We start from the raw sequence: 22,074 nt of genomic DNA, 5'->3' as shown, positions 1-22,074 counted from the left end.
TCGGCTCGATGCGATGGCTCGTCGGGATCACCCTCGGTGCGTTCGCCGCCGTCGGTGCCGCGGGGACCGTGCCGCTCGACAGCACGGCAGGACCGTCGGTCCTCGTGGATGCTGCCGTCGGCGGCGGCGACCTCGCGCCGGTCGTGCTCGGGATCGCGGGCCTCGTGTACATCGCGTCCGACCTCGGGAGCGGCGCGATCGGTACCACGCTCATCCTCGTTCCGTCACGTCGCGCCGTCCTGGCGGCCAAGCTCATCGCGGTCGCTCTGCTCGCCCTGTGCGTCACGGGCGGTACCGTGGTGATCGCGCTCGTCCTCGCCGTGATCACCTCGGCTCGACTCGGGGGGATCGGACTCGGCGGAACGGACGACTGGCTCTCGGCCGCCGTCCGGCTCTGCAGCGTCTTCGTCTGTCACGCGTTCCTCGGGGCGGGTGTCGGCCTGCTCCTCGCCACCACGGCCGGCGCGATCGCCGCGTACCTCTCCGCCGTCTTCGCGCTCCCGCTGCTGATCGCGATCGCCGGGATCTGGTTGGCTGACGTTGCGCGGCAACTCCTGGCCTCCATGCCGGCGATGCTGACGACGCGAGTTCTCCACGACTTCCCGCCGGGGATGGATCTGCTCCGCTTCCTCCTCATCGACCTGGTCGTCGTCGTGCTCGGTGCGGTCCGCATGGTCCGGAAGGCCGTGCGATGAGCGTGCTCGAGGTCAGCGGCGTCCAACGACGACTCGGGCGGAAGAACGTCCTCCGTGACGTCAGCTTCGGGGTCAGGGCCGGCGAGGTCGTCGGACTCCTCGGCGAGAACGGGGCAGGGAAGAGCACGTTGCTCCGCGTGGTCTGCGGCATTGACCGCCCGGATCAGGGCACCGTCCGCATCCTCTCCGAGCGGCCCACGGTCGGCATGCGCCACGTCGGAGCGATGCTGGACCCCCGGTGGATCGACGGGCGGCTCAGCTGTACCGCGCATGTCCGGATCGCCCTCGCCTCCTACGGCCTCCCGGTCACACGGAGTCGCGTCCGGCACGCGCTCGCCGACGTCGGGCTCGCGGACTCGTCCACCGTCCGCGCCGGTCGACTCTCTCTCGGGATGCGGCAGCGACTCGCGCTCGGGGTCGCGACACTGCACTCGCCGGGACTTCTCGTCCTCGACGAGCCGATCAACGGACTGGACCCCGGCGGAGTCCTCTGGATCCGCGACCTCGTCCAGCAGTTCGCGCGGTCGGGGGGAGCCGTGCTGCTGTCGTCGCATCTCATGTCCGAGATGGAGCGTGTGGCGGATCGAGTCGTCATCCTGTCCGACGGCGTGATCAGGAGCGGCGACGACGACACGGCCTGGGGACGCGTCGTGGGAGTCGTCGCCGTGACACAGGGTCGTCCGGAACCACTCCTTGCCAGCGTCCTCGCGATGGGTGGTGCCGGAACGATCGCACCGGACGGCGCGCTGCACCTGACCGGAGTCACGCCAGCGGACGTCTTCGCCGCGGCGATGCGTGCCGGTGCCGTACTCGTCCGACTCGACGCCGAACAGTCGTCGTTGGAGGACTTCTACCAGTCGACTGTTCGACGTGCGGGATGACGGACCATTATCCGCGTCCGATGCCGCGGGACATCCGGTGTCCGCGCACGACGGTCACGGTCGGTCGGGTCTCGACGGTCGCGGGAGCGGTACTGACGGTCGTCCTCTGCCTCGTCGTCTGGAATGCGGCTTCGTCCTCGCTGGTCCACACGATCGTCCTCGTGGTCGGCCTCGTGACCGTGGTGTGGAGCGCGGTGGAGTGGTCTGTGCTGCTGCCGTTGTCCGCACGGCGGTTCCGGCTGACGATCGGTGCGAACGACCTGCTCGTCCGTCGGGGCGGGCTGATCGTCCGCGTCGACCGCATCCGTGCGGCGAAGGTCACGATGGTCCGGACCCGTTCCGGTCCGTTGCTCCGACGCTTCGACCTCGTGCAGTGCGCGATCGTCACCCCGGCCGGTGAGATCGTCCTGCCAGCGCTCTCCTCGTCGGACGTCGTGGTGCTGCACGGACGCGGGATCGAGCAGTGACCAGGCCCGCTCTCCGACGGCCGACCGCGCGGCTGCTGCTCGCGCGAGCTCTCGTCGTGCTCCGATCGTCCTGGGCTGTCACAGCAGCACTGGTCGTCTCGATCATGACCGTGCACGGTCCGGTCCGTGGGCCCCTGGTGTGGTTCGCCGCGTACTACGGCTTCACGCGCCTCTACCAGATCACCTTCGACTGGTCCACGGTTCGCTACTGCACGTCCAACCGCGGTCTGGTCGTGCACGGAGGACTGCTGTCCCGGGTGCGACAAGACGTCGACTGGGCGTCGGTCATCGCCGTGTCCGTGCGGGACGACTTCCCGTTCCGGGTCGCGGGTGCACGGGAGATCCGCTTCTCGATTGCTGCATCGGAGCGGAGCTCGATCGTGCTGCCAGGCGTCTCCGCCGCCGAGGCAGCACGGGTGCTGCGGCTCTACGAACGCGCTCGCCGCCGGTCCACGCCGATCCTCGCCGAGGAGCCAGGACCAGGAGTCGTCGAGGAGCGCGTTGGTCGCGAGCTGACCCCGCCTCCGCGTGGCATCGACTTCCTGATGGTGGGGCTGTGTTCCGGTCGGTTCGTGTTCGTCGTCCCCGCCGCCTACGGCGCGCTCCAGAGCTGGAACACAGTGACCGGGGGATCGCTTTCGTTCCAGAGCATCCTCGCTGCGTCGGCGATGTCCGGGACCGTGCTCCTGACCGTCTGCGTCATGGGTCTCGTTCTGTCGGTGCTGTACGGGACGGTCGCGTCGTGGGTCCGCTATCGCGCATTCCGTGTCCGGCTCGCCGACGGGATGCTGCACTGCAGCGCAGGCCTGCTCCACCGCGAGGAGCGTGCGATCCCGGTGGCTTCGATCTCGGCGATCAGGCTCCGCCAACCCGTCGTCGCGAGTGCCCTGCGACGGATGCAGGTCCGGTTCGTGAGTGTCGGTGAGGCGGGGCGGATCACCAACGGTCTGCTCGCCCCCTCGTCCCGGGTCGACGATTCCGTGAGCGCCATCGCTGCACTGACCGGTCTGCGGCGTGGCAGGCACCGACGACCCGGAAGGGCCATCGTCGCCGCGACCTTGTTCGTCGTCGGCGTGATGACCAGTGCCGAGCTCGGGCATCGCGGTGTGTGGGTCGGTGCCGTCGTCATGGCGTCGGTGACACTCGCAGGGTGGGCCGCGTTCCGTGGTGTCGATCGGCTTTCCGGCAGCGCGGAACCGTTCTCGTCCCGCGGCGAGCGATGGCTGGTCGTGCGCCGCGGTCGGTGGACCGTGTCCGACTGGATCGTCCGGGCATCGGACATCGACCACACGACGCTGCTCGAGTGGCCCGGAACCGGGTTCGGGGTGCTCGTCGTCTCCGTCCGGGGTGCGCGGTCTCACCGGATCCGCATCGCCGGACGACAGCGCCGGTTGCTCCGATCGATGGGCGGGGCCGGAAGCGGACCACCAGAGCGAAGGGAGTCAGGATGGGTCTCGTCGAGGTTGTGATCTGGGGGACCGCGGTGGCGTTCTTCGGCGGAGCATGGGTGACTGGTCGTTTCCTGCCCGCGGGTGTGTGGCTCGTGTTCCCGGTCGGGTGGGTCATCGCAGTCGCGGTGGTCGCGGTCCGTGGCGATCTGACGACGGTCCGGGACGTCGTGCTGGCGTGCATCGGACTCATCATCACGATCGTCGCCGTCGGAGCCGGCGCTGACCGTCGGCGTCGGCGCGAGCGTCAATGATGGCGCTGACTGCAGCGTGCGCGCACCGACGGGCCGCGCGCAGGGCCGCTCACAGGGCGGGGCCGCGCACAGGGCCGGCCGCGCAGGGCCGCTCACAGGGCAGGGCCGCGCACACGGACGGGCCGCGCGCAGGGCCGCGCGCAGGGCCGCGCGCACCGACGGGCCGAGCGCAGGGCCGGGCCGCGCACACGAACGGGCTCGCTGACCGGGCTCCAGGCTCAGTACCAGTGCGGGTTGACGCTCATCTCGTGGTTCCAGGCGCCGCAGGGGCTGCCGTAGGAGCTCTTGATGTAGGCCAGACCCCAGTCGATCTGGGTGTTCTGGTTGGTCCGCCAGTCCGCGCCGGCCACGGCCATCTTCGACGCGGGGAGCGCCTGCGGGATCCCGTACGCGCCGCTCGAACTGTTCAGCGCGTTCGCCCGCCACCCCGACTCCTGCGTCCACAGTGAGACCAGGCACGACATCTGGTCCTGCCCCCAGCCGTGGGCGGCGAGCTGCGAGCTCGCGTAGGCCTTCGCCCCGGCGGGGTCGACCGGGACGCCGGTCGGGTCGGGGTAGGAGCTGCCGCCGGAGTTCACGATCGTACTTCCGCTGCGCGCCGCCGCAGCCGCCGCCCGCTGCGCCGCGAGTTCGTTCTGACGCTGCACCGCCGCCGCCTGTGCGGCGACCGCCTGGCCGACCGCGTACTGCTGCTCGACCTGCGCGGTGGTGTTCTTCAGCGACGCGAGCTGCGCGTACAGCTCGTCGCTGTGGCTCTGTGTCGACGCGACCGCCGCGTTCGCGTCCGATTCTGCCTGGTCGGCAGCGTCGGACTTGGCCTCCGCGGCGGTGGCGAGCTGCCTGCGGGCGGCCTCGGCACGGGCGGCCTGCTCGTGCAGGCTCGTCGCCGTGTTCGCCGCGACCGAAGCGTCGCTCATCACGCCCGCCCACGTGTTCGAGAGCTGGTCGAGCGTCCCGAGCTGGTAGAGCAGCTCCCTCGGGTCGTGGGACGCGGCGATCCGGCTCGACACCGTGTCGCCGCTGCCGTCTCGGTACAGGTTCGCGGCGAGCTGGCCGGCACGGTCCTTGGCGCGGGACGCGGTCTCGGACGCGGCGGCGGCCTTGGCGGTGAGGTCGTCTGCGGTCTGTGTCGCGGACTGCAGCGCGGTCTCGGCGGCCGCCGCAGCCGCGCTCGCGACGAGGGCGTCGGAGGACTTCTGCGCCGCCGCCGCCTGGAGGCCTTGCAGTGCGGTCTGGACGTTCCCGATCTCGGTCTGGGTCGCCGCTTCGTTGCCCTTGGCGGCCTGGACGTCGGCCCAGGTCGGGTACTGGGTGTCGGCGTGCGCCGGGATCGCTCCGAGCAACGCCACGACGAGGGCGCCGACGCCGACGGTCGCCGCCACGAGCGCACGCGGCCGGACCGTGCCGGCCGTCACGAGCGCACGCGGCCGGACCGGGACAGTCGTCACGAGCGCACGCGGCCGCACCGCGACATGCGTGAGGAGGGAGTGACGCATGGGGTCAGGGTAGCGGCAGCACTCGGCAACCTCCCCGCGCGCGTGGGCGTGTCCTGCTGTGAGAACGGGCCGGATGGTAGAGTCTGACCGTCGGTGGACCATGTCCGCCGCGAACAACATCGCAACACCATTCGAGCAGGCCGGCACGAAGCTGGTCATCGGTGGTGGCATCCGGAACAAGTGTCCGTGTGCTTCTACTGCTGGCCAGGCATGCGTCCCGCGTCGTGTGGGAGCGCACGTGCACTCACGTGTCCTCGAAATCCGCCCTGTCTCGAGTGGGACCGGCGTCGACGACGGCACCGGGCACACCGAGCGCGCGTCCGCGTGCGCCCATGGAGTACAAGGAGGCACCCTTTTGGAGGGTCCCGAAATCAAGTTCGCCGAGGCAGTGATCGACAACGGTCGCTTCGGCACCCGCACCGTCCGCTTCGAGACGGGCCGGCTCGCGCAGCAGGCCCAGGGCGCGGTCGCCGCGTACCTCGACGAAGAGACGATGCTGCTGAGCGCGACGAGCGCCGGCAAGCACCCGCGCGAAGGCTTCGACTTCTTCCCGCTGACGGTCGACGTCGAGGAGCGGTCCTACGCCGCCGGCAAGATCCCCGGCTCGTTCTTCCGCCGCGAAGGCCGCCCCAGCACCGAGGCCATCCTCGTCTGCCGGCTCATCGACCGGCCGCTGCGTCCGTCGTTCGTGGACGGACTCCGCAACGAGGTCCAGATCGTCATCACCGTCCTGAGCATCGCTCCGGGTGAGTTCTACGACGCCCTCGCGATCAACGCGGCCTCGGCGTCGACGCAGATCTCCGGTCTGCCGTTCTCCGGCCCGATCGCCGGCGTCCGCCTGGCTCTCATCCCGGGCAACGGCAACGGCGCCGACCAGTGGGTCGCGTTCCCCACGGTCACGCAGCTCGCGGACGCCGTGTTCGACCTCACCGTCGCCGGACGCGTCGTCACCGACGACGCCGGCAACGAGGACGTCGCGATCATGATGGTCGAGGCCGAGGCCACCGAGCACGCCTGGGGCCTGATCCAGGGCGGTGCCACCAAGCCCGACGAAGCCGTCGTCGCGCAGGGCCTCGAGGCGGCGAAGCCGTTCCTCAAGCTCCTCGTCGAGGCGCAGGCCGCGATGGCCGCCCAGTCCGCCAAGGAGATCCAGGACTACCCGGTCTTCCTGCCGTACACGGACGAGGTCTACAAGGTCGTCGAGGACGCCGCGCTCACCGAGCTCGGGGACGTCTACAAGATCGCCGCGAAGCTCGAGCGCCAGGACGCCGATGACGCCCTGAAGGCCCGCGTCAAGAGCGTCGTCGCCGCCAAGGTCGAGTCCGGGGAGCTCCCGGCCGAAGCCAACGGTCAGGTGTCCGGTGCGTACAAGTCGGTGACCAAGAAGGTGGTCCGCGGCCGCATCCTCACCGAGCAGGTCCGCATGGACGGCCGTGGGCTGGCGGACATCCGTCCGCTCGACGCCGAGGTCGCCGTGATCCCGCGCGTCCACGGTTCGGCGATCTTCCAGCGCGGTGAGACCCAGATCCTGGGCGTGACCACGCTGAACATGCTCAAGATGGAGCAGCAGATCGACTCGCTGAGCCCGGTCACGAAGAAGCGCTACCTCCACCACTACAACTTCCCGCCGTACTCGACCGGTGAGACCGGTCGCGTCGGTTCGCCGAAGCGTCGCGAGATCGGTCACGGCTTCCTCGCCGAGCGCGCGCTCGTGCCGGTGCTGCCGTCGCGCGAGGAGTTCCCGTACGCCATCCGCCAGGTGTCCGAGGCCCTCGGGTCGAACGGCTCCACTTCGATGGGCTCCGTGTGCGCCTCGACCCTGTCGCTCCTCAACGCCGGTGTGCCGCTCCGCGCCCCGGTCGCGGGCATCGCGATGGGTCTCGTCTCCGACACCGTCGACGGGCAGACCCGCTACGCGGCGCTGACCGACATCCTCGGAGCCGAGGACGCCCTCGGTGACATGGACTTCAAGGTCGCCGGCACGAGCGAGTTCGTCACGGCGATCCAGCTCGACACGAAGCTCGACGGCATCCCCTCGACGGTCCTCGATGCCGCGCTGAAGCAGGCCAAGGAGGCCCGCTCGGCCATCCTCGGCGTGCTGACCGAGGCGATCGACGCCCCCGACGAGATGGCCGACACCGCGCCGCGCGTCATCAGCGTCAACATCCCGGTCGACAAGATCGGCGAGCTGATCGGCCCGAAGGGCAAGACGATCAACGGGATCCAGGACGAGACCGGCGCGGACATCTCGATCGAGGACGACGGCACCGTCTACATCGGTGCGGTCGACGGTCCGTCGGCCGAGGCCGCTCGTGCGCAGGTGAACGCGATCGCGAACCCGACGAACCCGGAGATCGGGGACCAGTTCCTCGGCACGGTCGTCAAGATCGCGACGTTCGGAGCGTTCGTCTCGCTGCTCCCGGGCCGCGATGGTCTGCTGCACGTGTCCGAGGTGCGCAAGCTCGCCGGTGGCAAGCGTGTCGAGAACGTCGAGGACGTCCTCGGCGTCGGCCAGAAGATCCTGGTCGAGGTGACCAAGGTGGACGACCGCGGCAAGCTCTCGCTCGCCCCGGTGGTCACCGAGGACGCGGACACCGACTCGAGTGCTGCGACCGAGGAGTCCGAGGACCTCACGGTCGAGAGCTAGACCGGCTCGCGAGAACGGCCCCCGATCCGCTTGGATCGGGGGCCGTTCTCGCGTCGTACGCCTCCGCGGTCGGACCGCGTCACGGTCAGGACGCGGGCGTCTCCTGGATGCCGACGAGCTGCGCCCGTCCGACGAGGTGGTCGCGCAGCATGAAGCCGACGATGGCGGGGGTCGCGTCGGCCGGGACCTCGAGGGTCGGCACGTCCAGGGCGCTGAGGGTGAAGAAGTACCGGTGCGGCCCGTGTCCGGCCGGGGGTGCTGCGCCGAGGAACGTGTCCGTGCCGTACTCGTTGCGTCGGCGAGTGGAGCCCTCAGGCAACGCACCGGCCCCCGCGTCGGCGTCGAGCGACGTGACGGCGGCGGGGATGTCCGACACTGCCCAGTGCCAGAATCCGGAGCCGGTCGGCGCATCGGGGTCGTAGACGGTGAGGACGTAACTCTGCGTCGACTCGGGTGCGCCGGACCACTCCAGGGCGGGTGACCGGTCGGCGCCGCCGACGTCGCCGCCGCGGGCCGAGGTCGGGAGCGTGTCGCCGTCGGTGAAGTCCGGACTCGTCAGGCTGAAGGCAGGCACCTCGGGGAGGCGCCAGTTGGGATCGTTGGTCATGCCGACGAGCCAACACCCGCGACCGCAAGACGGACTGGAGGTGCGGGGCGGGCCCGTCCCGCGCCTCCAGTCCGGTGGTCTGCCGGTCGTCAGGCGCCGATGACGCGCTCGACGACGCGCGCCAGAGCTGCTGTGGCCGCGATGGAGTCGCCGGCGTAGGCACCGACCATCGCGCCGTCGCGCGCCAGCATGAGTTCGTCCGCACCGTCGCCGGGCAGCTCGTGTCCGCCGGCCTGCAACAGGTCGCCGAGCCGTTCCGTGTACCAGTCGCGGTGCATCGCGACGACCTCGCGGACGGGGCTCCGCGGATCGTGGTACTCGGCGGCGGCGTTCAGGAACGCGCATCCGCGGAATCCGGGTTCGTCGGTCCGGGCGACGATGGCCGTGACCCAGTCACGGAGCGCCGAGCGGGCGTCGGGTGCCTCGGTGACGATCTGTTCGAACGCGGACACCGCCTGTTCGTGGCTGGTCCGGATGTACGCCAGGATCAGGTTGTCCTTGGACCCGTAGTGCTTGTAGAAGGTGGCCTTGGTCACGCTCGCCTCGGAGATGAGCCGGTCGACGCCGACGCCGTGGATGCCTTCTTCGTAGAACAGGCGGGCGGCCGTCTCGAGGATGCGGGCCTTGGCGCCGGCGCGGGGCTGACCGGCGCCGAGAGGCGCGGCATCGACCGCCGGGCCGGGCGAAACGGCTCCCACGGCACCGGCACGGGGAGCGGAGCTCGACCCTGCCGGTGTCGCGGTGTACGGCGCCTGGCCGGCCTGAGCCGGGCCTCCGGGGGAAGAGGCCTGTCCCAGGAGACGCTGGACGGCCGGTTGGGGGGAATCGACCGTCACAGCGTGGCTCCTTGGGACAACTCGGCTGTCACGACACTGCGGGGGGACATGTGCCGTGCCAGGACTCGTGTGTCCAGGGCGCCGACGGATCGACATCTAGGGGGGCTGTCGATCCGTTGAGCAAAACTGTACCACAGTGAGGACAGACAGACGAGTCGGTCTATCCTCTATTTCTGTACCCCACTTCGAGGGGGGCGTTCCCGACTCCATCCCGTGTCCACAGATCCGGCCGTTCCTGACCACGTGCGGGAACCGGTCAGTAGGCTCATCACGATGAACCAGCCCGTGCCGCTCCCGCTCCAAGACCCGGACACCTCGTTCCTGACGTCTGGTGGCACGTTCGTCCGGCGCTCCGTCCTCCCGTCCGGGGTCCGCGTCCTCACCGAGTCGGTGCCGGCCGCGCACTCGACGAGCGTCGGGTACTGGGTCGGTGTCGGCTCGCGGGACGAGCGGCCGGGTCAGTACGGGTCGACGCACTTCCTCGAACACCTCCTGTTCAAGGGCACCGCGGGGCGGACCGCGCTCGACATCGCCGTGTCCTTCGACGCGGTCGGTGGGGAGCACAACGCGGCGACGGCCAAGGAGTACACCTGCTACTACGCCCGGGTCCGCGACGCCGACGTCCCCATGGCGGTCGCGGTGATCGGCGACATGGTGACGAACTCGGTGCTCGAACCCGACGCCTTCGACATCGAACGCGGCGTCATCCTCGAAGAGCTCGCGATGGCGGCCGACGACCCCGCGGACCTCGCCGGCGAGTCGTTCTTCGCCGCCGCGTTCCCCGACCACGCGCTCGGCCGGCCGATCGGCGGCACGCCCGAGAGCATCCGCGCCGTGTCCCGCGACGACGTCATGGCGCACTACCGCGAGCACTACGCACCCGACGGCATCGTCGTCACTGCCGCCGGGGCCGTCGACCACGACCGGTTCCGCGACCTCGTCGCGGCGGTGTTCGCCGGGGCCGACCACGCCACGCCGCACGCCCGACGCATCCCGGAACCCGCGGCCGAGCCGGTCGACGCGAGCCTGCAGGTGCTGGCGCGTCCCACCGAGCAGGTGAGCATCATCCTCGGCTCGCACGGTCTCGATCTCCGCGACGAACGACGACCGGCGCTCAGCGTGCTGAACGCCGTGCTCGGCGGGGGGATGTCCTCGCGGCTGTTCCAAGAGGTCCGTGAGCGCCGGGGTCTCGCGTACGCGGTGTCGTCCTTCGCGCCGGCGTACCTGGACAACGGCGCCTTCGGCGTCTACGCGGGGTGCGCGCCGCAGAACGTCACGGCCGTGCTCGGGATCATCGACGACGAGTTCCGCAAGATGGCGGACGACGGCATCACGGCCGATGAGCTCGCCCGCGCCAAGGGGCAGATCGAGGGCGCGCTGACGCTCTCGCTCGAGGACTCGGACGCCCGGATGACGCGGCTCGGTCGTTCCGAGCTCGGCGTCGGCGAGTTCACCGAGCTCGCCACGGCGCTCGAGCGTGTCGACCGGGTCACGACCGGCGCCGTCCTCGAGCTCGCACGCGACCTCCTCACCCGCCCGGTCGTCACCGCGGTCGTCGGTGCGGTCGACCGCGACGCGATCCAGTCGGCGACCGCCGAGGCACACGCCGGCCCGGGCGTCGCGACCGGCGGGAACGGCAGCTGAACACCATGTCGCACTACCTCTACCTCGTCCGGCACGGAGAGCACCAGGACGCGGAGCACGGGCTCCGCGACGGCAAGCTGTCCGAACGCGGCAAGCGGCAGGCACGGCTCATCGCGGACCGGCTCGGCGGTGTGCCGTTCGACACGGTGTCGCACTCCCCGCTCGAAGCGCCGACCGAGACCGCGCGGATCATGCACGAGCGCTTGCCGTCCATGGCGCCGAAGCCGTCGACGCTCCTGTTCGACTGCGTGCCGTCCGGACCGACGCCGGACATGCCGATGGCGTACAAGTCGTTCTTCGGCGGCGTGACCGAGGAAGAGCTGGCAGCCGGTCAGGCGCAGATGGACGATGCGGTCGCCGAGTGGTTCACGCCGTCGATGGACGACCGGCACGACCTCCTCATCACCCACAACGCGGTCATCGCGTGGTTCGTGCGCGAGGTGTTCCAGGCGCCGGCCTGGCGCTGGATGGGCACGAACGTGGCGCACACCGCGCTGACGATCATCCGCGTCCGGTCGGCCAAGCCCGGTGAGCTCGTCACGTTGAACGACCTGTCGCACCTGCCGGTGGAGCTCCGGACCGGGTTGCCGGTCCACCAGCCGATCTAGCGCGGGGCCGCACCGAGCTGCCCGTGCCGAGCGGCGCCGAGCGTGGAGTTCCGCCGCGTGTCGCGCTCGGGAACGGGGCGGAACTGCACGCTCGCGCGCGCGGGTCAGCACCCCGCGGCCGGGAGGCGATGGTCGGGCCGGGTGCGCGCCTCCCGTCCCGCCGGTCACGCACGCGGCGCCGAGCGTGCGGTTTCGCCGCGTGTCGCGCCTGGGAACGGGGCGGAACTGCACGTTCGCGCGCGCACGCGCGCACGCACACGCACACGCACACGCACACGCACACGCACACGCTCGCGCGTGCGGGCGCCCGCCCGCCCCGCTACCGACTCGGCTCAGGCGACGGGCTTCCGGAACCAGGCGGTCGCGTTCGGGTTGTCGTTGTACGGCGCGATGCGCTCGTACCCCCGGGAGACGTACATCGCGCCGGCCGCCACGAGGCTGTCGTTCGTGTCGAGGACGATGCTCGTCGCGGCACGGTCGGCGGCGGCCCGCTCCAGGACGTCCATCATCGCGCTGGCCACACCGAGGCCCCGGCCCGCCGGGTCGACGTAGACGTGCTTGACCTCGTACCGCACCTCCCGGGAGCCGTCCTCGCCCACCCTGTCCGGGATGCGCCGGAGTCCTCCACACCCCACGGGGACGTCGCCGTCGTACGCGACGACGAACATGCCGTCCTCGAACTCCGCCGCGGGCGTCCGCGTGCGACGGTACGTCCCCTGCGCCGACGGGAACGTCGCGGCACGCTCGTCGAGGTACCGGTCGAGGAGCAGATCGACGTCGGGCAGATCGGCGGGGACGGCGCGCACGGTGACCACGGTCCCGATCCTAGGACCGACCCGGGGAGTGGTTGGATTGAGCCATGAGCATCTCCGTCGCCGTCGTCGGCGCCTCCGGTCGACTCGGCGGACTCGTCTGCGCCGTCGTCGACGACCTCGACGGGTATGACCTCGTCGCGTCGCTGTCGTCCCGCGACGGTGTCGACACGGCGGACCCGTCGGTCTTCGCCGGAGCCGCGCTCGTGGTGGACGTCACCGTCCCGGCACTGAGCCCCGCGATCGTCACGAAGGCGCTCGCGAGCGGTGCGAACGTCCTCGTCGGGACCTCCGGCTGGTCGGCGGACCGACTCGCGTCGCTCCGCACCACTCTCGCCGACCGGCCGGAGCAGGGGGTCTTCGTGGTCCCGAACTTCTCGATCGGTTCCGTGCTCGGGACGCACCTCGCGACGATCGCCGCACCGTGGTTCCCGTCGGTCGAGATCGTCGAGGCGCACCACGCGCTCAAGGTCGACTCGCCCTCCGGGACCGCCGTCCGGACGGCCGAACTGATCGCCGAGGCGCGTCGGGAGGTCGGTCCGGTGGATGCCCCGCACGTCGATCAACGCGCCCGCGGACAGCAGGTCGCGAGCGTCCCCGTGCACAGTCTCCGACTGCCGGGCGTCAAGGCCCAGCAGTCCGTGGTCCTGAGCGGCGCGGGGGAGACCCTGACGATCCGACACGACACCACGGACGACGTCTCCTACGCCCCCGGTGTGCGCGCGGCGCTCGAGGCGCTCCCCACGATGCGCGGGCTCACGGTCGGACTCGGCACCGTGCTGGGCATCGGATGAGGCCCGGCACGTCGCAGTTCGCCGGTGCGCTGCTCATGGCGGTCCTGCTCGTGCTCTACATCGTGCTCGTCGGGCAGCGTGCGGTCGCCTTCATCGGGACGGGGCTGCCGGTCGGCATCGGGATCGGGGTGGCGCTGTTCGTCGTCGCGGTCGTCGGCGCGGTGCTGCTCGTGTTCGAACTGCGGTTCGGGTTCCGGATCACCCGGCTTGCGAGGCGACTCGAGGCGGAGGGCGGCACCCCCGACGACGAGGTTCCGCTCCGGCCGTCCGGGCGCGTGGACCGCTCCGCCGCGGATGCGCTCTTCCCGAAGTACCGTGATGCGGTGGAGCGGTCCCCGGAGGACTGGCGGACCTGGTTCCGACTCGGGGTGGTCTACGACGCAGCCGGGGACCGGAAGCGTGCGCGGGCTGCGATGCGGACGGCCCTGCTCCACGTCCGATGAGCGGCCCGGACCGTGGAGCGCGGCCCGGACCGTGGAGCGCGGTCCTGGCCGATCGCCGAACGACCACCGCAGGAACGCGTCGACGGCTACCGCAGGAACGCGTCCACAGCGGACTCGGCCGTCGTGTGCGTGAACACGTAGCCGTCCTCGCGCAGGACGGTCGGGAGCATCATCTGACTCGACAGCAGCAGCTCGTCCGCGGCGTCCCGGAGCAGGAGCCGCAGGGCGAACTCCGGCACGGTGAACAGGTACGGCTTGTGCATGTCCTCGGCCACGCGGCGGGTGATCCGGTCGCTGACCGCAGGCTCCGGGCCCGCGAGGTTCACGGGCCCCGACACGGTCGAGGTGCAGAGGTGCACGATCGCGCCCACCTCGTCCTCGAGCGAGACCCACGGCCAGTGCTGTCCACCGGTGCCGAGCTTGCTGCCGAGGCCGAACTTCGTCAGCGGCAGCACCGGCCCGAGCGCCCCACCGCCCGGACCGAGGACGAGCCCGGTGCGCAGGAACACCGTGCGCGTGGCGTCCGGGGCCTCCGCCGCGGCCGCCTCCCACTGCACGCAGATGTCCGCGAGGAACCCGGTGCCGGGCTCCGCGGTGTCGCCGAGACGGTCCGCGGGTCGGTCGCCGTAGATGCCGGACGCGGAGCCGCTGAGGAACGCCCGCGGCGGGTTCGCAGCGCGCTGCATGGCCTGGACGAGGGTGTTCGTCGGGTCGAGCCGCGAGGTCAGCAGCGTCCGCTTGTACTCGTCGGTCCAGGGGAGCTTGCCGATGCTCGCACCCGAGAGGTTGATCACGACGTCCGCGCCGTCCACGATCGCCGGGTCGAGCGCGCGCTCGCCGGGGGACCACCGGAACTCGGTCGGCGTCCGGGGTGCGCGGCGCACGAGGGTCGACACGTCGTGGCCGGCGTCGCGGAGCGCCCGCACGAGCGGGGTGCCGATGAACCCGGACGCGCCGGCGACGAGGACGGAGAGCGGGGCATCCGCCATGGGGACCTCCAGTTGTCGGGAGCCTCCACCGTATTCGGGTCGGCTCCGGTCCGGACTGGAGGCACGGCTCGGGCACGTCGCGCGCCTCCCGTTCGTCACCAGGCTGGCCTAGCATCGAGTCCGTGACGGACACCGCAGCGCCCACGACCACGAAGAAGCCCGACGTCTCCGTGCCGACCCCCTACGAGGACCTGCTCCGCAGGGTCCTGACCGAGGGCTCCCCGAAGGGCGACCGCACCGGCACCGGGACGCGGAGCCTGTTCGGCGCGCAGCTCCGCTACGACCTGTCCGAGGGCTTCCCGCTCATCACGACCAAGCGGGTGCACTTCAAGTCGATCGCGTACGAGCTCCTCTGGTTCCTCCGCGGCGACGGCAACGCCACGTGGCTGCAGGAGCACGGCGTGCGGATCTGGAACGAGTGGGCGGCGGCGGACGGCGACCTCGGTCCGGTCTACGGCGTGCAGTGGCGGTCCTGGCCGACCCCGTCCGGCGAGCACGTCGACCAGATCGCCCAGGTCATCGAGCAGATCCGGACGAACCCGGACTCCCGGCGGCTCATCGTGTCGGCGTGGAACGTCGCGGACATCCCGTCGATGGCCCTGGCACCGTGCCACGCGTTCTTCCAGTTCCACGTGCACGACGGCAAGCTGTCCTGCCAGCTCTACCAGCGGAGCGCGGACATGTTCCTCGGCGTGCCGTTCAACATCGCGAGCTACGCCCTCCTCACCCACCTGGTCGCCGCGCAGACCGGACTCGAGGTCGGCGACTTCGTCTGGACCGGCGGCGACTGCCACATCTACGACAACCACGTCGAGCAGGTCGAGGAGCAGCTGTCGCGGACCGCGTACGCACTGCCCGAGCTCCGGATCGCCGCCCGATCGAGCATCGACGAGTACGTCTACGAGGACCTCGAGATCGTCGACTACGTCGCCCATCCGACGATCCGCGGCACCGTGTCCGTCTGATGGCCGGGACCGCGCTCATCTGGGCCAGGTCGCGGAACGGCGTCATCGGCGCCGAGGGCGGCATCCCCTGGCACGTCCCGGAGGACACAGTGCACTTCCGGACCACGACGCTCGGATCGACGGTCGTGATGGGTCGGCGGACCTGGGAGTCGATCCCGCCACGGTTCCGACCGTTTGCCGGGCGTCGGAACGTCGTGCTGACGCGCGACACCGGCTGGCGCGCGGAGGGGGCGGAGGTCGTCCACGACCTCCGGGACGCCCTCGACCTGGGGTCCGAGAGCGGCACCGTCTGGGTCGTCGGCGGAGGCGCGGTCTACGCGGACGCCCTGCCGCACGCCGACCGTGTCTCCGAGACCGTCGTCGACACGGACGTCGCGGGTGACACGATCGCACCCCTGCTCGGGCACCAGTGGCGGAACGTCGACGACTCGGGATGGCTCGAGTCGACCGGCGGCCTCCGCTACCGGATCACCGATCTCCGCCGCGGCTGAGGTGCAACTCCCGGTACGCTGGGAGCGTGTCCCCCCGTGAGAATCCGTTCGGCCAGGTCCTCGTCGCCCTCGTGACGCCGTTCACCGCCGACGGCGAGGTCGACTGGGCGGGCGTCGAACAGCACATCGAGAACTGCATCACCTCGGGCGCGGACGGCATCGTCGTCACCGGCACCACCGGGGAGACGAGCACGCTCACAGACCCGGAGAAGCTCCGCCTGGTCGAGGTCGGCAAGTCCGTCGCGGCCGGTCGAGCCAAGATCATCACGGGTGGCGGGTCGAACGAGACCGCGCACGCCATGCAGCTCTACAAGCAGAGCGAACGGGCGGGAGCGGACGGCGTCATGATCGTCACGCCGTACTACAACAAGCCGACCCAGGCGGGCGTGCTCACCCACTTCCGGATGATCGCGGACGCCACGGACCTGCCGGTCATCCTCTACGACATCCCGGGGCGCACCGGCATCCCGATCAGGTACGAGACCATCGTGCGCGCGTCGAAGCACCCGAACATCCTCGCGGTGAAGGACGCCAAGGGCGACTTCGCCGAGGTCAGCCGGGTGCTCAACAACACGGACCTCATGTACTTCTCCGGCGACGACACGAACGTCCTCCCGCACCTCGCGATCGGCGCGACCGGGCTCATCGGCGTCACCGCGAACATCACCGCGACGCCGTACCGGGCGATCGTGGACGCCGTCAACGCGGGCGACCTCGCCACGGCCACCCGCGAGCACCAGCGCCTCGAGCCGCTGGTCCGCGCGGTCATGACGCACGTCCCCGGAACCGTCGCGGCCAAGTACATCCTGCACGGGCTCGGTCGCATCACGAGCCCGCGCGTCCGTCTGCCGCTCGTCGGACCCGAAGAATCCGAGGCCGCGACGATCGAGGCCGAACTCGAGTTCGTCCGGGACATCCCCGGCGCGGACTTCTCGAACTTCCGACCGGACCGCAACGCGGCCGCCGGCGGCGCACTCCCCAAGGTGCCAGGCACCACCCGTTGACCATCCGCGGCGCCGTCACGGTGCCGCCCGCACGTCAGGACCGAATGCCCACGAAGATCTCCGAGCCGCAGCCGCTCGAACCCGGAACTCTCCGCGTCATCCCCATCGGGGGACTCGGCGAGATCGGCCGGAACATGACCGTCTACGAGTTCGACGGCAAGCTGCTCGTCGTCGACGCCGGGGTCCTGTTCCCCGAGGAGCACCAGCCGGGCGTCGACCTCATCCTGCCCGACTTCACCCCGATCCGGCACCGTCTCGACGACGTCCTCGGGGTCGTGCTGACACACGGCCACGAAGACCACATCGGTGCCGTCCCGTACCTCTTGAAGCTCCGGCAGGACATCCCGCTGATCGGTTCGCAGCTGACCCTCGCGCTCGTCGAGGCGAAGCTCAAGGAGCACCGGATCAAGCCGTACACGCTCACCGTGCGCGAGGACCAGGTCGAGCAGATCGGCCCGTTCAACCTCGAGTTCGTCGCGGTCAACCACTCGATCCCGGACGCCCTCGCGGTCGCGATCACCACCGGCGCCGGACGTGTCCTGCACACCGGCGACTTCAAGATGGACCAGCTGCCGCTCGATGACCGGATCACCGACCTCCGTGCGTTCGCGCGGCTCGGCGAGGCCGGCGTCGACCTGTTCCTGCCGGACTCCACGAACGCGGACGTCACGGGGTTCACCGCCCCGGAACGGGACATCGGTCCCGTGCTCGAGTCGGTCATCGCCCGTGCCCGGAAGAAGGTGATCGTGGCGAGCTTCTCGAGCCACGTGCACCGGGTCCAGCAGGTGCTCGACGCTGCCGCTGCGAACGGGCGCCGCGTCGCGTTCATGGGCCGGTCGATGATCCGCAACATGACCATCGCCGCGGACCTCGGGTACCTCCGGGTGCCGGAGAACGTGCTCGTCGACAGCAAGAAGGCGAAGGACGTCCCCGACGACCAGATCGTCTACATGTCCACCGGATCGCAGGGCGAGCCGATGGCCGTCCTGGCCCGGATGGCGAACATGGAGCACCAGATCGAGGTCGGGGACGGTGACACCGTCATCCTCGCGTCGAGCCTGATCCCGGGCAACGAGAACGCCGTGTACCGGGTCATCGACGGTCTGACCAAGCTCGGTGCGAAGGTCGTCCACAAGGGCAACGCGAAGGTGCACGTGTCCGGGCACGCGTCGGCCGGCGAGCTGCTCTACTGCTACAACATCCTGCGACCCCGGAACGTCATGCCGGTCCACGGGGAGCAGCGGCACCTCTACGCGAGCGCCGACCTGGCGATCCAGACCGGCGTCCCGCCGCGGAACGTCATCCTGGGCACCGACGGCATCGTCGTCGACCTCAGGGACGGGGTCACGACGGTCGCCGGACAGCTCGACCTCGGGTACGTCTACGTCGACGGCTCGACCGTCGGCGAGATCACCGACGCCGACCTCAAGGACCGTCGCACCCTGGCGGAGGAGGGCTTCATCTCCGTCTTCTGCGCGGTCGACTTCACGACCGGGCAGTGCATCGTCGGGCCGGAGATCCAGTCCCGCGGGTTCGCCGAGGACGACTCGGTGTTCGACTCGGTCCGTCCCCAGATCATGAAGGCGTTGTCGGACACGGCAGCGAACGGCGCGGGCGACCAGCACGCGTTCACCCAGGCGGTCCGCCGCACGGTCGGCCGGTGGGTCAACACGAAACACCGCCGCCGTCCGATGATCGTCCCGGTGGTCATCGAGGCGTAGGACCCGCGCGGCGCGCGCAGCGACGACGAGGACGGACTGGAGGCATGCCTCCGGTCCGTCCTCTCGTCATGCTGCCGGTGGACCACCGGCTGGCACCGGGCCGTGACCGATACGGCACATGCGTACGGTGTCCGCTAATGTACCGGATACGTTCTCGTACTCCGGAGGTTTCTGCGTGCTCGTCCTCAAGCGCTGGGTGTGGCCCGGTCTCAAGTTCCTCGTCGCGGTGGTCATCGCCGTTGCGCTCGTCCAGTTGGCGTTCTTCCCCGCCGACGACTCGGCCGCCGGGTCGTCTGCTGCCGGCGGGGCACCGACCGGAGCCATCCAGGACCCGGTCGTCCCCGTCGAGAAGGCCACCATCCGCAACGACGTCGAGGTCAAGGGGCAGGTCCAGCCCGTTCCGGCCACGACGGTCAGGGCGACGGCGGCCGGCACCGTGAACGCCGTCCGCGTGACGGCGAACGAGGCCGTGGCGCAGGGGGCGGCGCTCCTCCAGATCAAGACCGAGACCCCCGTCGACCCGCCGGCGGATCCGACGCTCCCGCAACCGAAGCCCAAGGTCGCCTACACGGACGTCACCGCGCCGGTCGCGGGCACGGTCGGTTCGCTCGACGCACTCATCGGCCAGCAGGTCGTCGTGGGGGAGACCGTCGCGGTCGTCGCGCCGAGTGCGTTCCGGATCGCGGCGACGCTGCAGGCCGCGGACCTCTACCGACTCCTGCAGCGACCGTCCGAGGCGAGCGTCGTCATCCCGGGCGGCCCGGCCCCGTTCACGTGCACGAACCTGCAGATCGGCACGACCGGCACCGGATCGGACGCACAGAAGGGCAGTGGCGACGACACGGACGCGTCGACGAGCAAGGACAGCACCTCGCTCACCTGCGACGTGCCCGCCGACGTGACGGTGTTCGCCGGCCTGACGGCGACGATCACGGTCCCGGCCGGTGTCGCCGAGAACGTGCTCACCGTGCCGCTCACGGCGGTGTCCGGTACGGCCTCGTCCGGGACCGTGACGCTCGTCGTGGCGGACGGCGGGACGACCGCCCCCGGCTCGACCGACCGCGACTCGACCGACCGCGACCCGGGGAGGTCCTCGGCGGCATCGACGCCGGTCCCGGCATCGACTCCGACACATGAGACCCGCGACGTCACCCTGGGGATCAACGACGGCAAGCTCGTGGAGGTCACGGGCGGACTGGCCGAAGGCGACACCGTGCTCCAGTTCGTCCCGGGCACGGACGCCCCCGAGGACGAGTCCCCGAGCTCGGGTGGTGCGGTGGTGATCCGGTGACGGTCCTCGACATGCGCGACGTGACCCGCGTGTTCGCGTCACCCGACGGCGGTCGGCTCGACGTCCTCCGGGGGACCGACCTCGTCGTCGACGCCGGGGAGCGGGTCGCGATCGTCGGCCGTTCCGGTTCGGGCAAGTCGACGTTGCTCAACATCGCCGGGCTGCTCGACGCGCCCTCGTCCGGCCGACACGAGTTCCTCGGGATCGATGCCACCCGTCTGTCCTCCGGCCGGCGCGACCGGCTCCGCGGTCACGAGATCGGCTTCGTGTTCCAGCAGTTCAACCTCATGCAGGGGCTGACCGCACTGGAGAACGTCGTCGTCCCGCTCCTCTACGCGACCGGTGCGCAGTTCTGGCGCCGTCGCGCGGTCGCGGCCGACATGCTCGACCGCGTGGGGCTCTCCTCCCGGCTGGACGCACTCCCGACCCGGATGTCCGGTGGCGAGCAGCAGCGCGTCGCGATCGCCCGGGCGCTGGTGCAGGAGCCGGCGCTGATCCTCGCCGACGAGCCCACCGGTGCCCTCGACGGCACGACGGGCGACACCGTCATGACGCTCCTCGAGACCGTGGCGACGGAGTCGGGTGCCGCGCTCGTGACGATCACGCACGACCCGTCCGTGGCAGCGCGGGCCCATGTCGTGCACACGATGGCGGACGGTCGGATGGACGCGACGGCACCGACGACGGCACCGACGACGGTGGCGGCGTGATGCGCGCGCTCACGACCGTCATCGGGACCCTGCTCGAGGCCTGGAGCGAGGTCCGTGTCCACCGCGGTCGGGTGGTCCTGAGTCTCGTCGGCGTGACCGTCGCGGTGGCGTCGCTCACAGCGGTGACGGGCTTCGGGTCGTTGTCGGAGGCGGCGGTCCAGGCGACGAGCGAGCGGTGGGCGGGTCGTCCGGCGACCTTCTCGATGTCCGTCACCGCCGATGAACCGACCGTCGTCGACCCGTCGGAGGCCGCTGCGGCGTTCCGTGCGGCGGTCGATCGGTACGGGATCGAACAGGCGTCGGTGGTGCAGGACGAGCAACGGCGCGTGCAGTTCCCGGACGGCGTCCGGGAGGTCGGTACCCACCTCGTCGACCGGGCGTGGGGGGCGATCCACCCGAACGAGTTCACGACCGGGCGGTGGTTCACCGTCGCGGACGAACAACTGCTCGCACCGGCGATCGTTGTGAACGGCCCGTTCTGGGACGCGCTCGGCGACCCCGACCTCGCGCTCCACCCGGTGGTCGACATCGCGCCCACGACCGGAGCTCGTGCGGAGTCGACCGCGCAGCTCGTGGGCGTGATCGACACCGGGACCTTCGACCCCGAGCCGAAGATGTGGATGCTCGCCCCGGACGCTCCGGCGACGGTGTCGAGCCCGGCCGACGACTCCTCCGGTGGGCCGACCTTCGAGATGTGGATCCCCGCCCACGGTGCGAACGCCCTGTCCGCCCGTGTCCGATCCGATGTCCGGCAAGCGCTCGGCGACGGTGCGCAGGTGGAGATGCAGCGCACCGACCAGACCGGTCCGGACGGCACCGAGTCCCTGACCGTGATGATCACGGCCGTCTCCGTGCTCGTCCTGCTGCTCGGCGCGGTCGGACTCCTCGGCGTCTCGCTCGTCAGTGTCCGACAGCGGATCCGCGACATCGGGATCCGACGCGGCGTCGGTGCGACGGCGCCGCGGATCTTCGTCGCGGTGATGCTCGAGAACGTCGTCGGGACGGCGGTGGCCGGCGCCGTCGGTGTGATGGCGGCTGCGCTCGTCATGGGTCTGCCGGTCGTCCGGGAGTCGCTGACCCTCGGGCTCCCGGTCACGCTGCCGCCGTTCCCGGTGCGCGCAGCGGTGATCGGGATGGCGTGCTCGGTCGGCGTCGGAGCATTGTCCGGCCTCGTGCCGGCGTTCGTCGCGGTGCGCGTCCGGGTGGTCGATGCCATCCGGTACTGACGGCCCGCGTCCGTCGACGGCGGCACGCCTGCCGTGCAACGTCCG

At 70.8% G+C, this 22,074-nt stretch carries 22 protein-coding genes; 17 read left to right on the top strand and 5 right to left on the bottom strand.

All coding sequences use genetic code 11. From position 1 onward, the window contains the following. Positions 1-8 precede the first annotated feature (8 nt). Genes ACO0E0_RS08345 through ACO0E0_RS08325 form a run of 5 tightly spaced genes read left to right on the top strand, consistent with a single transcriptional unit; the run spans position 9 to position 3,745 of the window. On the top strand, positions 9-695 hold the full coding sequence (locus tag ACO0E0_RS08345) for a hypothetical protein (RefSeq protein WP_422870952.1): 687 nt from the start codon (positions 9-11) through the stop codon (positions 693-695). Continuing rightward, on the top strand, positions 692-1,576 hold the full coding sequence (locus ACO0E0_RS08340; protein WP_422870951.1) for an ABC transporter ATP-binding protein: 885 nt from the start codon (positions 692-694) through the stop codon (positions 1,574-1,576). The genes ACO0E0_RS08345 and ACO0E0_RS08340 overlap by 4 nt, the downstream gene beginning before the upstream one ends. Further along, positions 1,573-2,043 (top strand): PH domain-containing protein, encoded by a 471-nt coding sequence (locus ACO0E0_RS08335; RefSeq protein WP_422870950.1) that lies wholly within the window; start codon positions 1,573-1,575, stop codon positions 2,041-2,043. Before ACO0E0_RS08340 ends, ACO0E0_RS08335 begins: the two co-directional genes overlap by 4 nt. Further along, positions 2,040-3,512 carry a PH domain-containing protein gene (locus ACO0E0_RS08330; protein WP_422870949.1) on the top strand — a complete coding sequence of 491 codons (1,473 nt, stop codon included), beginning with the start codon at positions 2,040-2,042 and terminating at the stop codon, positions 3,510-3,512. The genes ACO0E0_RS08335 and ACO0E0_RS08330 overlap by 4 nt, the downstream gene beginning before the upstream one ends. Further along, positions 3,491-3,745 (top strand): hypothetical protein, encoded by a 255-nt coding sequence (locus tag ACO0E0_RS08325; RefSeq protein ID WP_422870948.1) that lies wholly within the window; start codon positions 3,491-3,493, stop codon positions 3,743-3,745. Before ACO0E0_RS08330 ends, ACO0E0_RS08325 begins: the two co-directional genes overlap by 22 nt. Positions 3,746-3,963: 218 nt before the next feature. Here ACO0E0_RS08325 and ACO0E0_RS08320 read toward each other — a convergent pair whose 3' ends face one another. Continuing rightward, positions 3,964-5,241, bottom strand: coding sequence for an aggregation-promoting factor C-terminal-like domain-containing protein (locus tag ACO0E0_RS08320; RefSeq protein WP_422870947.1), 1,278 nt, complete (start codon positions 5,239-5,241; stop codon positions 3,964-3,966). A 355-nt stretch (positions 5,242-5,596) separates the two neighbouring features. On the opposite strand from ACO0E0_RS08320, the gene ACO0E0_RS08315 reads away from it, so the two are divergent. Further along, entirely contained in the window at positions 5,597-7,888 is a 2,292-nt protein-coding gene (locus ACO0E0_RS08315; protein ID WP_422870946.1) for a polyribonucleotide nucleotidyltransferase, read from the top strand. An 85-nt stretch (positions 7,889-7,973) separates the two neighbouring features. Here ACO0E0_RS08315 and ACO0E0_RS08310 read toward each other — a convergent pair whose 3' ends face one another. Both ACO0E0_RS08310 and ACO0E0_RS08305 read right to left on the bottom strand, forming a co-directional pair. Next, the gene (locus ACO0E0_RS08310) at positions 7,974-8,495 is read right to left on the bottom strand and encodes a YbhB/YbcL family Raf kinase inhibitor-like protein (RefSeq protein WP_422870945.1); all 522 of its coding nucleotides are present in this window, start codon (positions 8,493-8,495) and stop codon (positions 7,974-7,976) included. Positions 8,496-8,584: 89 nt separating this feature from the next. Then, positions 8,585-9,193, bottom strand: coding sequence for a TetR/AcrR family transcriptional regulator (locus ACO0E0_RS08305; protein WP_422870944.1), 609 nt, complete (start codon positions 9,191-9,193; stop codon positions 8,585-8,587). 411 nt (positions 9,194-9,604) lie between these two features. Between ACO0E0_RS08305 and ACO0E0_RS08300 the strand changes: the two genes are divergently transcribed. Continuing rightward, positions 9,605-10,975 carry a M16 family metallopeptidase gene (locus ACO0E0_RS08300; RefSeq protein ID WP_422870943.1) on the top strand — a complete coding sequence of 457 codons (1,371 nt, stop codon included), beginning with the start codon at positions 9,605-9,607 and terminating at the stop codon, positions 10,973-10,975. Between the two features lie 5 nt (positions 10,976-10,980). After that, on the top strand, positions 10,981-11,583 hold the full coding sequence (locus ACO0E0_RS08295) for a histidine phosphatase family protein (protein ID WP_422870942.1): 603 nt from the start codon (positions 10,981-10,983) through the stop codon (positions 11,581-11,583). Positions 11,584-11,915: 332 nt separating this feature from the next. On the opposite strand, the gene ACO0E0_RS08290 is transcribed toward ACO0E0_RS08295, so the two are convergent. After that, positions 11,916-12,398, bottom strand: coding sequence for a GNAT family N-acetyltransferase (locus tag ACO0E0_RS08290; RefSeq protein WP_422870941.1), 483 nt, complete (start codon positions 12,396-12,398; stop codon positions 11,916-11,918). A 44-nt stretch (positions 12,399-12,442) separates the two neighbouring features. Here ACO0E0_RS08290 and dapB point away from each other — a divergent pair, with 44 nt between their 5' ends. Together dapB and ACO0E0_RS08280 are read left to right on the top strand one after the other, a co-directional pair. Next, positions 12,443-13,189: a 4-hydroxy-tetrahydrodipicolinate reductase gene (gene dapB, locus ACO0E0_RS08285; protein WP_422870940.1), complete on the top strand. Its 747-nt coding sequence runs from the start codon at positions 12,443-12,445 to the stop codon at positions 13,187-13,189. Beyond that, positions 13,186-13,632: a tetratricopeptide repeat protein gene (locus tag ACO0E0_RS08280; protein ID WP_422870939.1), complete on the top strand. Its 447-nt coding sequence runs from the start codon at positions 13,186-13,188 to the stop codon at positions 13,630-13,632. The genes dapB and ACO0E0_RS08280 overlap by 4 nt, the downstream gene beginning before the upstream one ends. A gap of 86 nt (positions 13,633-13,718) precedes the next feature. Here the strand turns inward: ACO0E0_RS08280 and ACO0E0_RS08275 are convergent, their stop codons facing one another. Further along, positions 13,719-14,621, bottom strand: a complete 903-nt coding sequence (locus ACO0E0_RS08275) for a TIGR01777 family oxidoreductase (RefSeq protein ID WP_422870938.1) — start codon at positions 14,619-14,621, stop codon at positions 13,719-13,721. Between the two features lie 122 nt (positions 14,622-14,743). Here ACO0E0_RS08275 and ACO0E0_RS08270 point away from each other — a divergent pair, with 122 nt between their 5' ends. From ACO0E0_RS08270 to ACO0E0_RS08240, 7 genes are all read left to right on the top strand, one after another. Further along, entirely contained in the window at positions 14,744-15,586 is an 843-nt protein-coding gene (locus tag ACO0E0_RS08270; RefSeq protein WP_422870937.1) for a thymidylate synthase, read from the top strand. Further along, entirely contained in the window at positions 15,586-16,077 is a 492-nt protein-coding gene (locus ACO0E0_RS08265) for a dihydrofolate reductase (RefSeq protein WP_422870936.1), read from the top strand. Before ACO0E0_RS08270 ends, ACO0E0_RS08265 begins: the two co-directional genes overlap by 1 nt. Positions 16,078-16,103: 26 nt before the next feature. Continuing rightward, positions 16,104-17,081 (top strand): 4-hydroxy-tetrahydrodipicolinate synthase, encoded by a 978-nt coding sequence (gene dapA, locus ACO0E0_RS08260; protein WP_422870935.1) that lies wholly within the window; start codon positions 16,104-16,106, stop codon positions 17,079-17,081. A gap of 44 nt (positions 17,082-17,125) precedes the next feature. Next, a complete protein-coding gene (locus ACO0E0_RS08255) occupies positions 17,126-18,802 on the top strand; it encodes a ribonuclease J (protein ID WP_422870934.1) in 1,677 nt (558 codons plus the stop codon). 175 nt (positions 18,803-18,977) lie between these two features. After that, positions 18,978-20,093 (top strand): efflux RND transporter periplasmic adaptor subunit, encoded by a 1,116-nt coding sequence (locus ACO0E0_RS08250; protein ID WP_422870933.1) that lies wholly within the window; start codon positions 18,978-18,980, stop codon positions 20,091-20,093. Between the two features lie 11 nt (positions 20,094-20,104). Next, the gene (locus ACO0E0_RS08245) at positions 20,105-20,803 is read left to right on the top strand and encodes an ABC transporter ATP-binding protein (RefSeq protein ID WP_422870932.1); all 699 of its coding nucleotides are present in this window, start codon (positions 20,105-20,107) and stop codon (positions 20,801-20,803) included. Then, positions 20,803-22,029 (top strand): ABC transporter permease, encoded by a 1,227-nt coding sequence (locus tag ACO0E0_RS08240; protein WP_422871265.1) that lies wholly within the window; start codon positions 20,803-20,805, stop codon positions 22,027-22,029. Before ACO0E0_RS08245 ends, ACO0E0_RS08240 begins: the two co-directional genes overlap by 1 nt. Positions 22,030-22,074 lie beyond the last annotated feature (45 nt).

The sequence above is a fragment of the Curtobacterium phyllosphaerae genome (assembly GCF_049341865.1).
Classification (GTDB): Bacteria; Actinomycetota; Actinomycetes; order Actinomycetales; family Microbacteriaceae; genus Curtobacterium; species Curtobacterium phyllosphaerae.
This window is presented reverse-complemented; position numbering and strand designations above follow the sequence as displayed.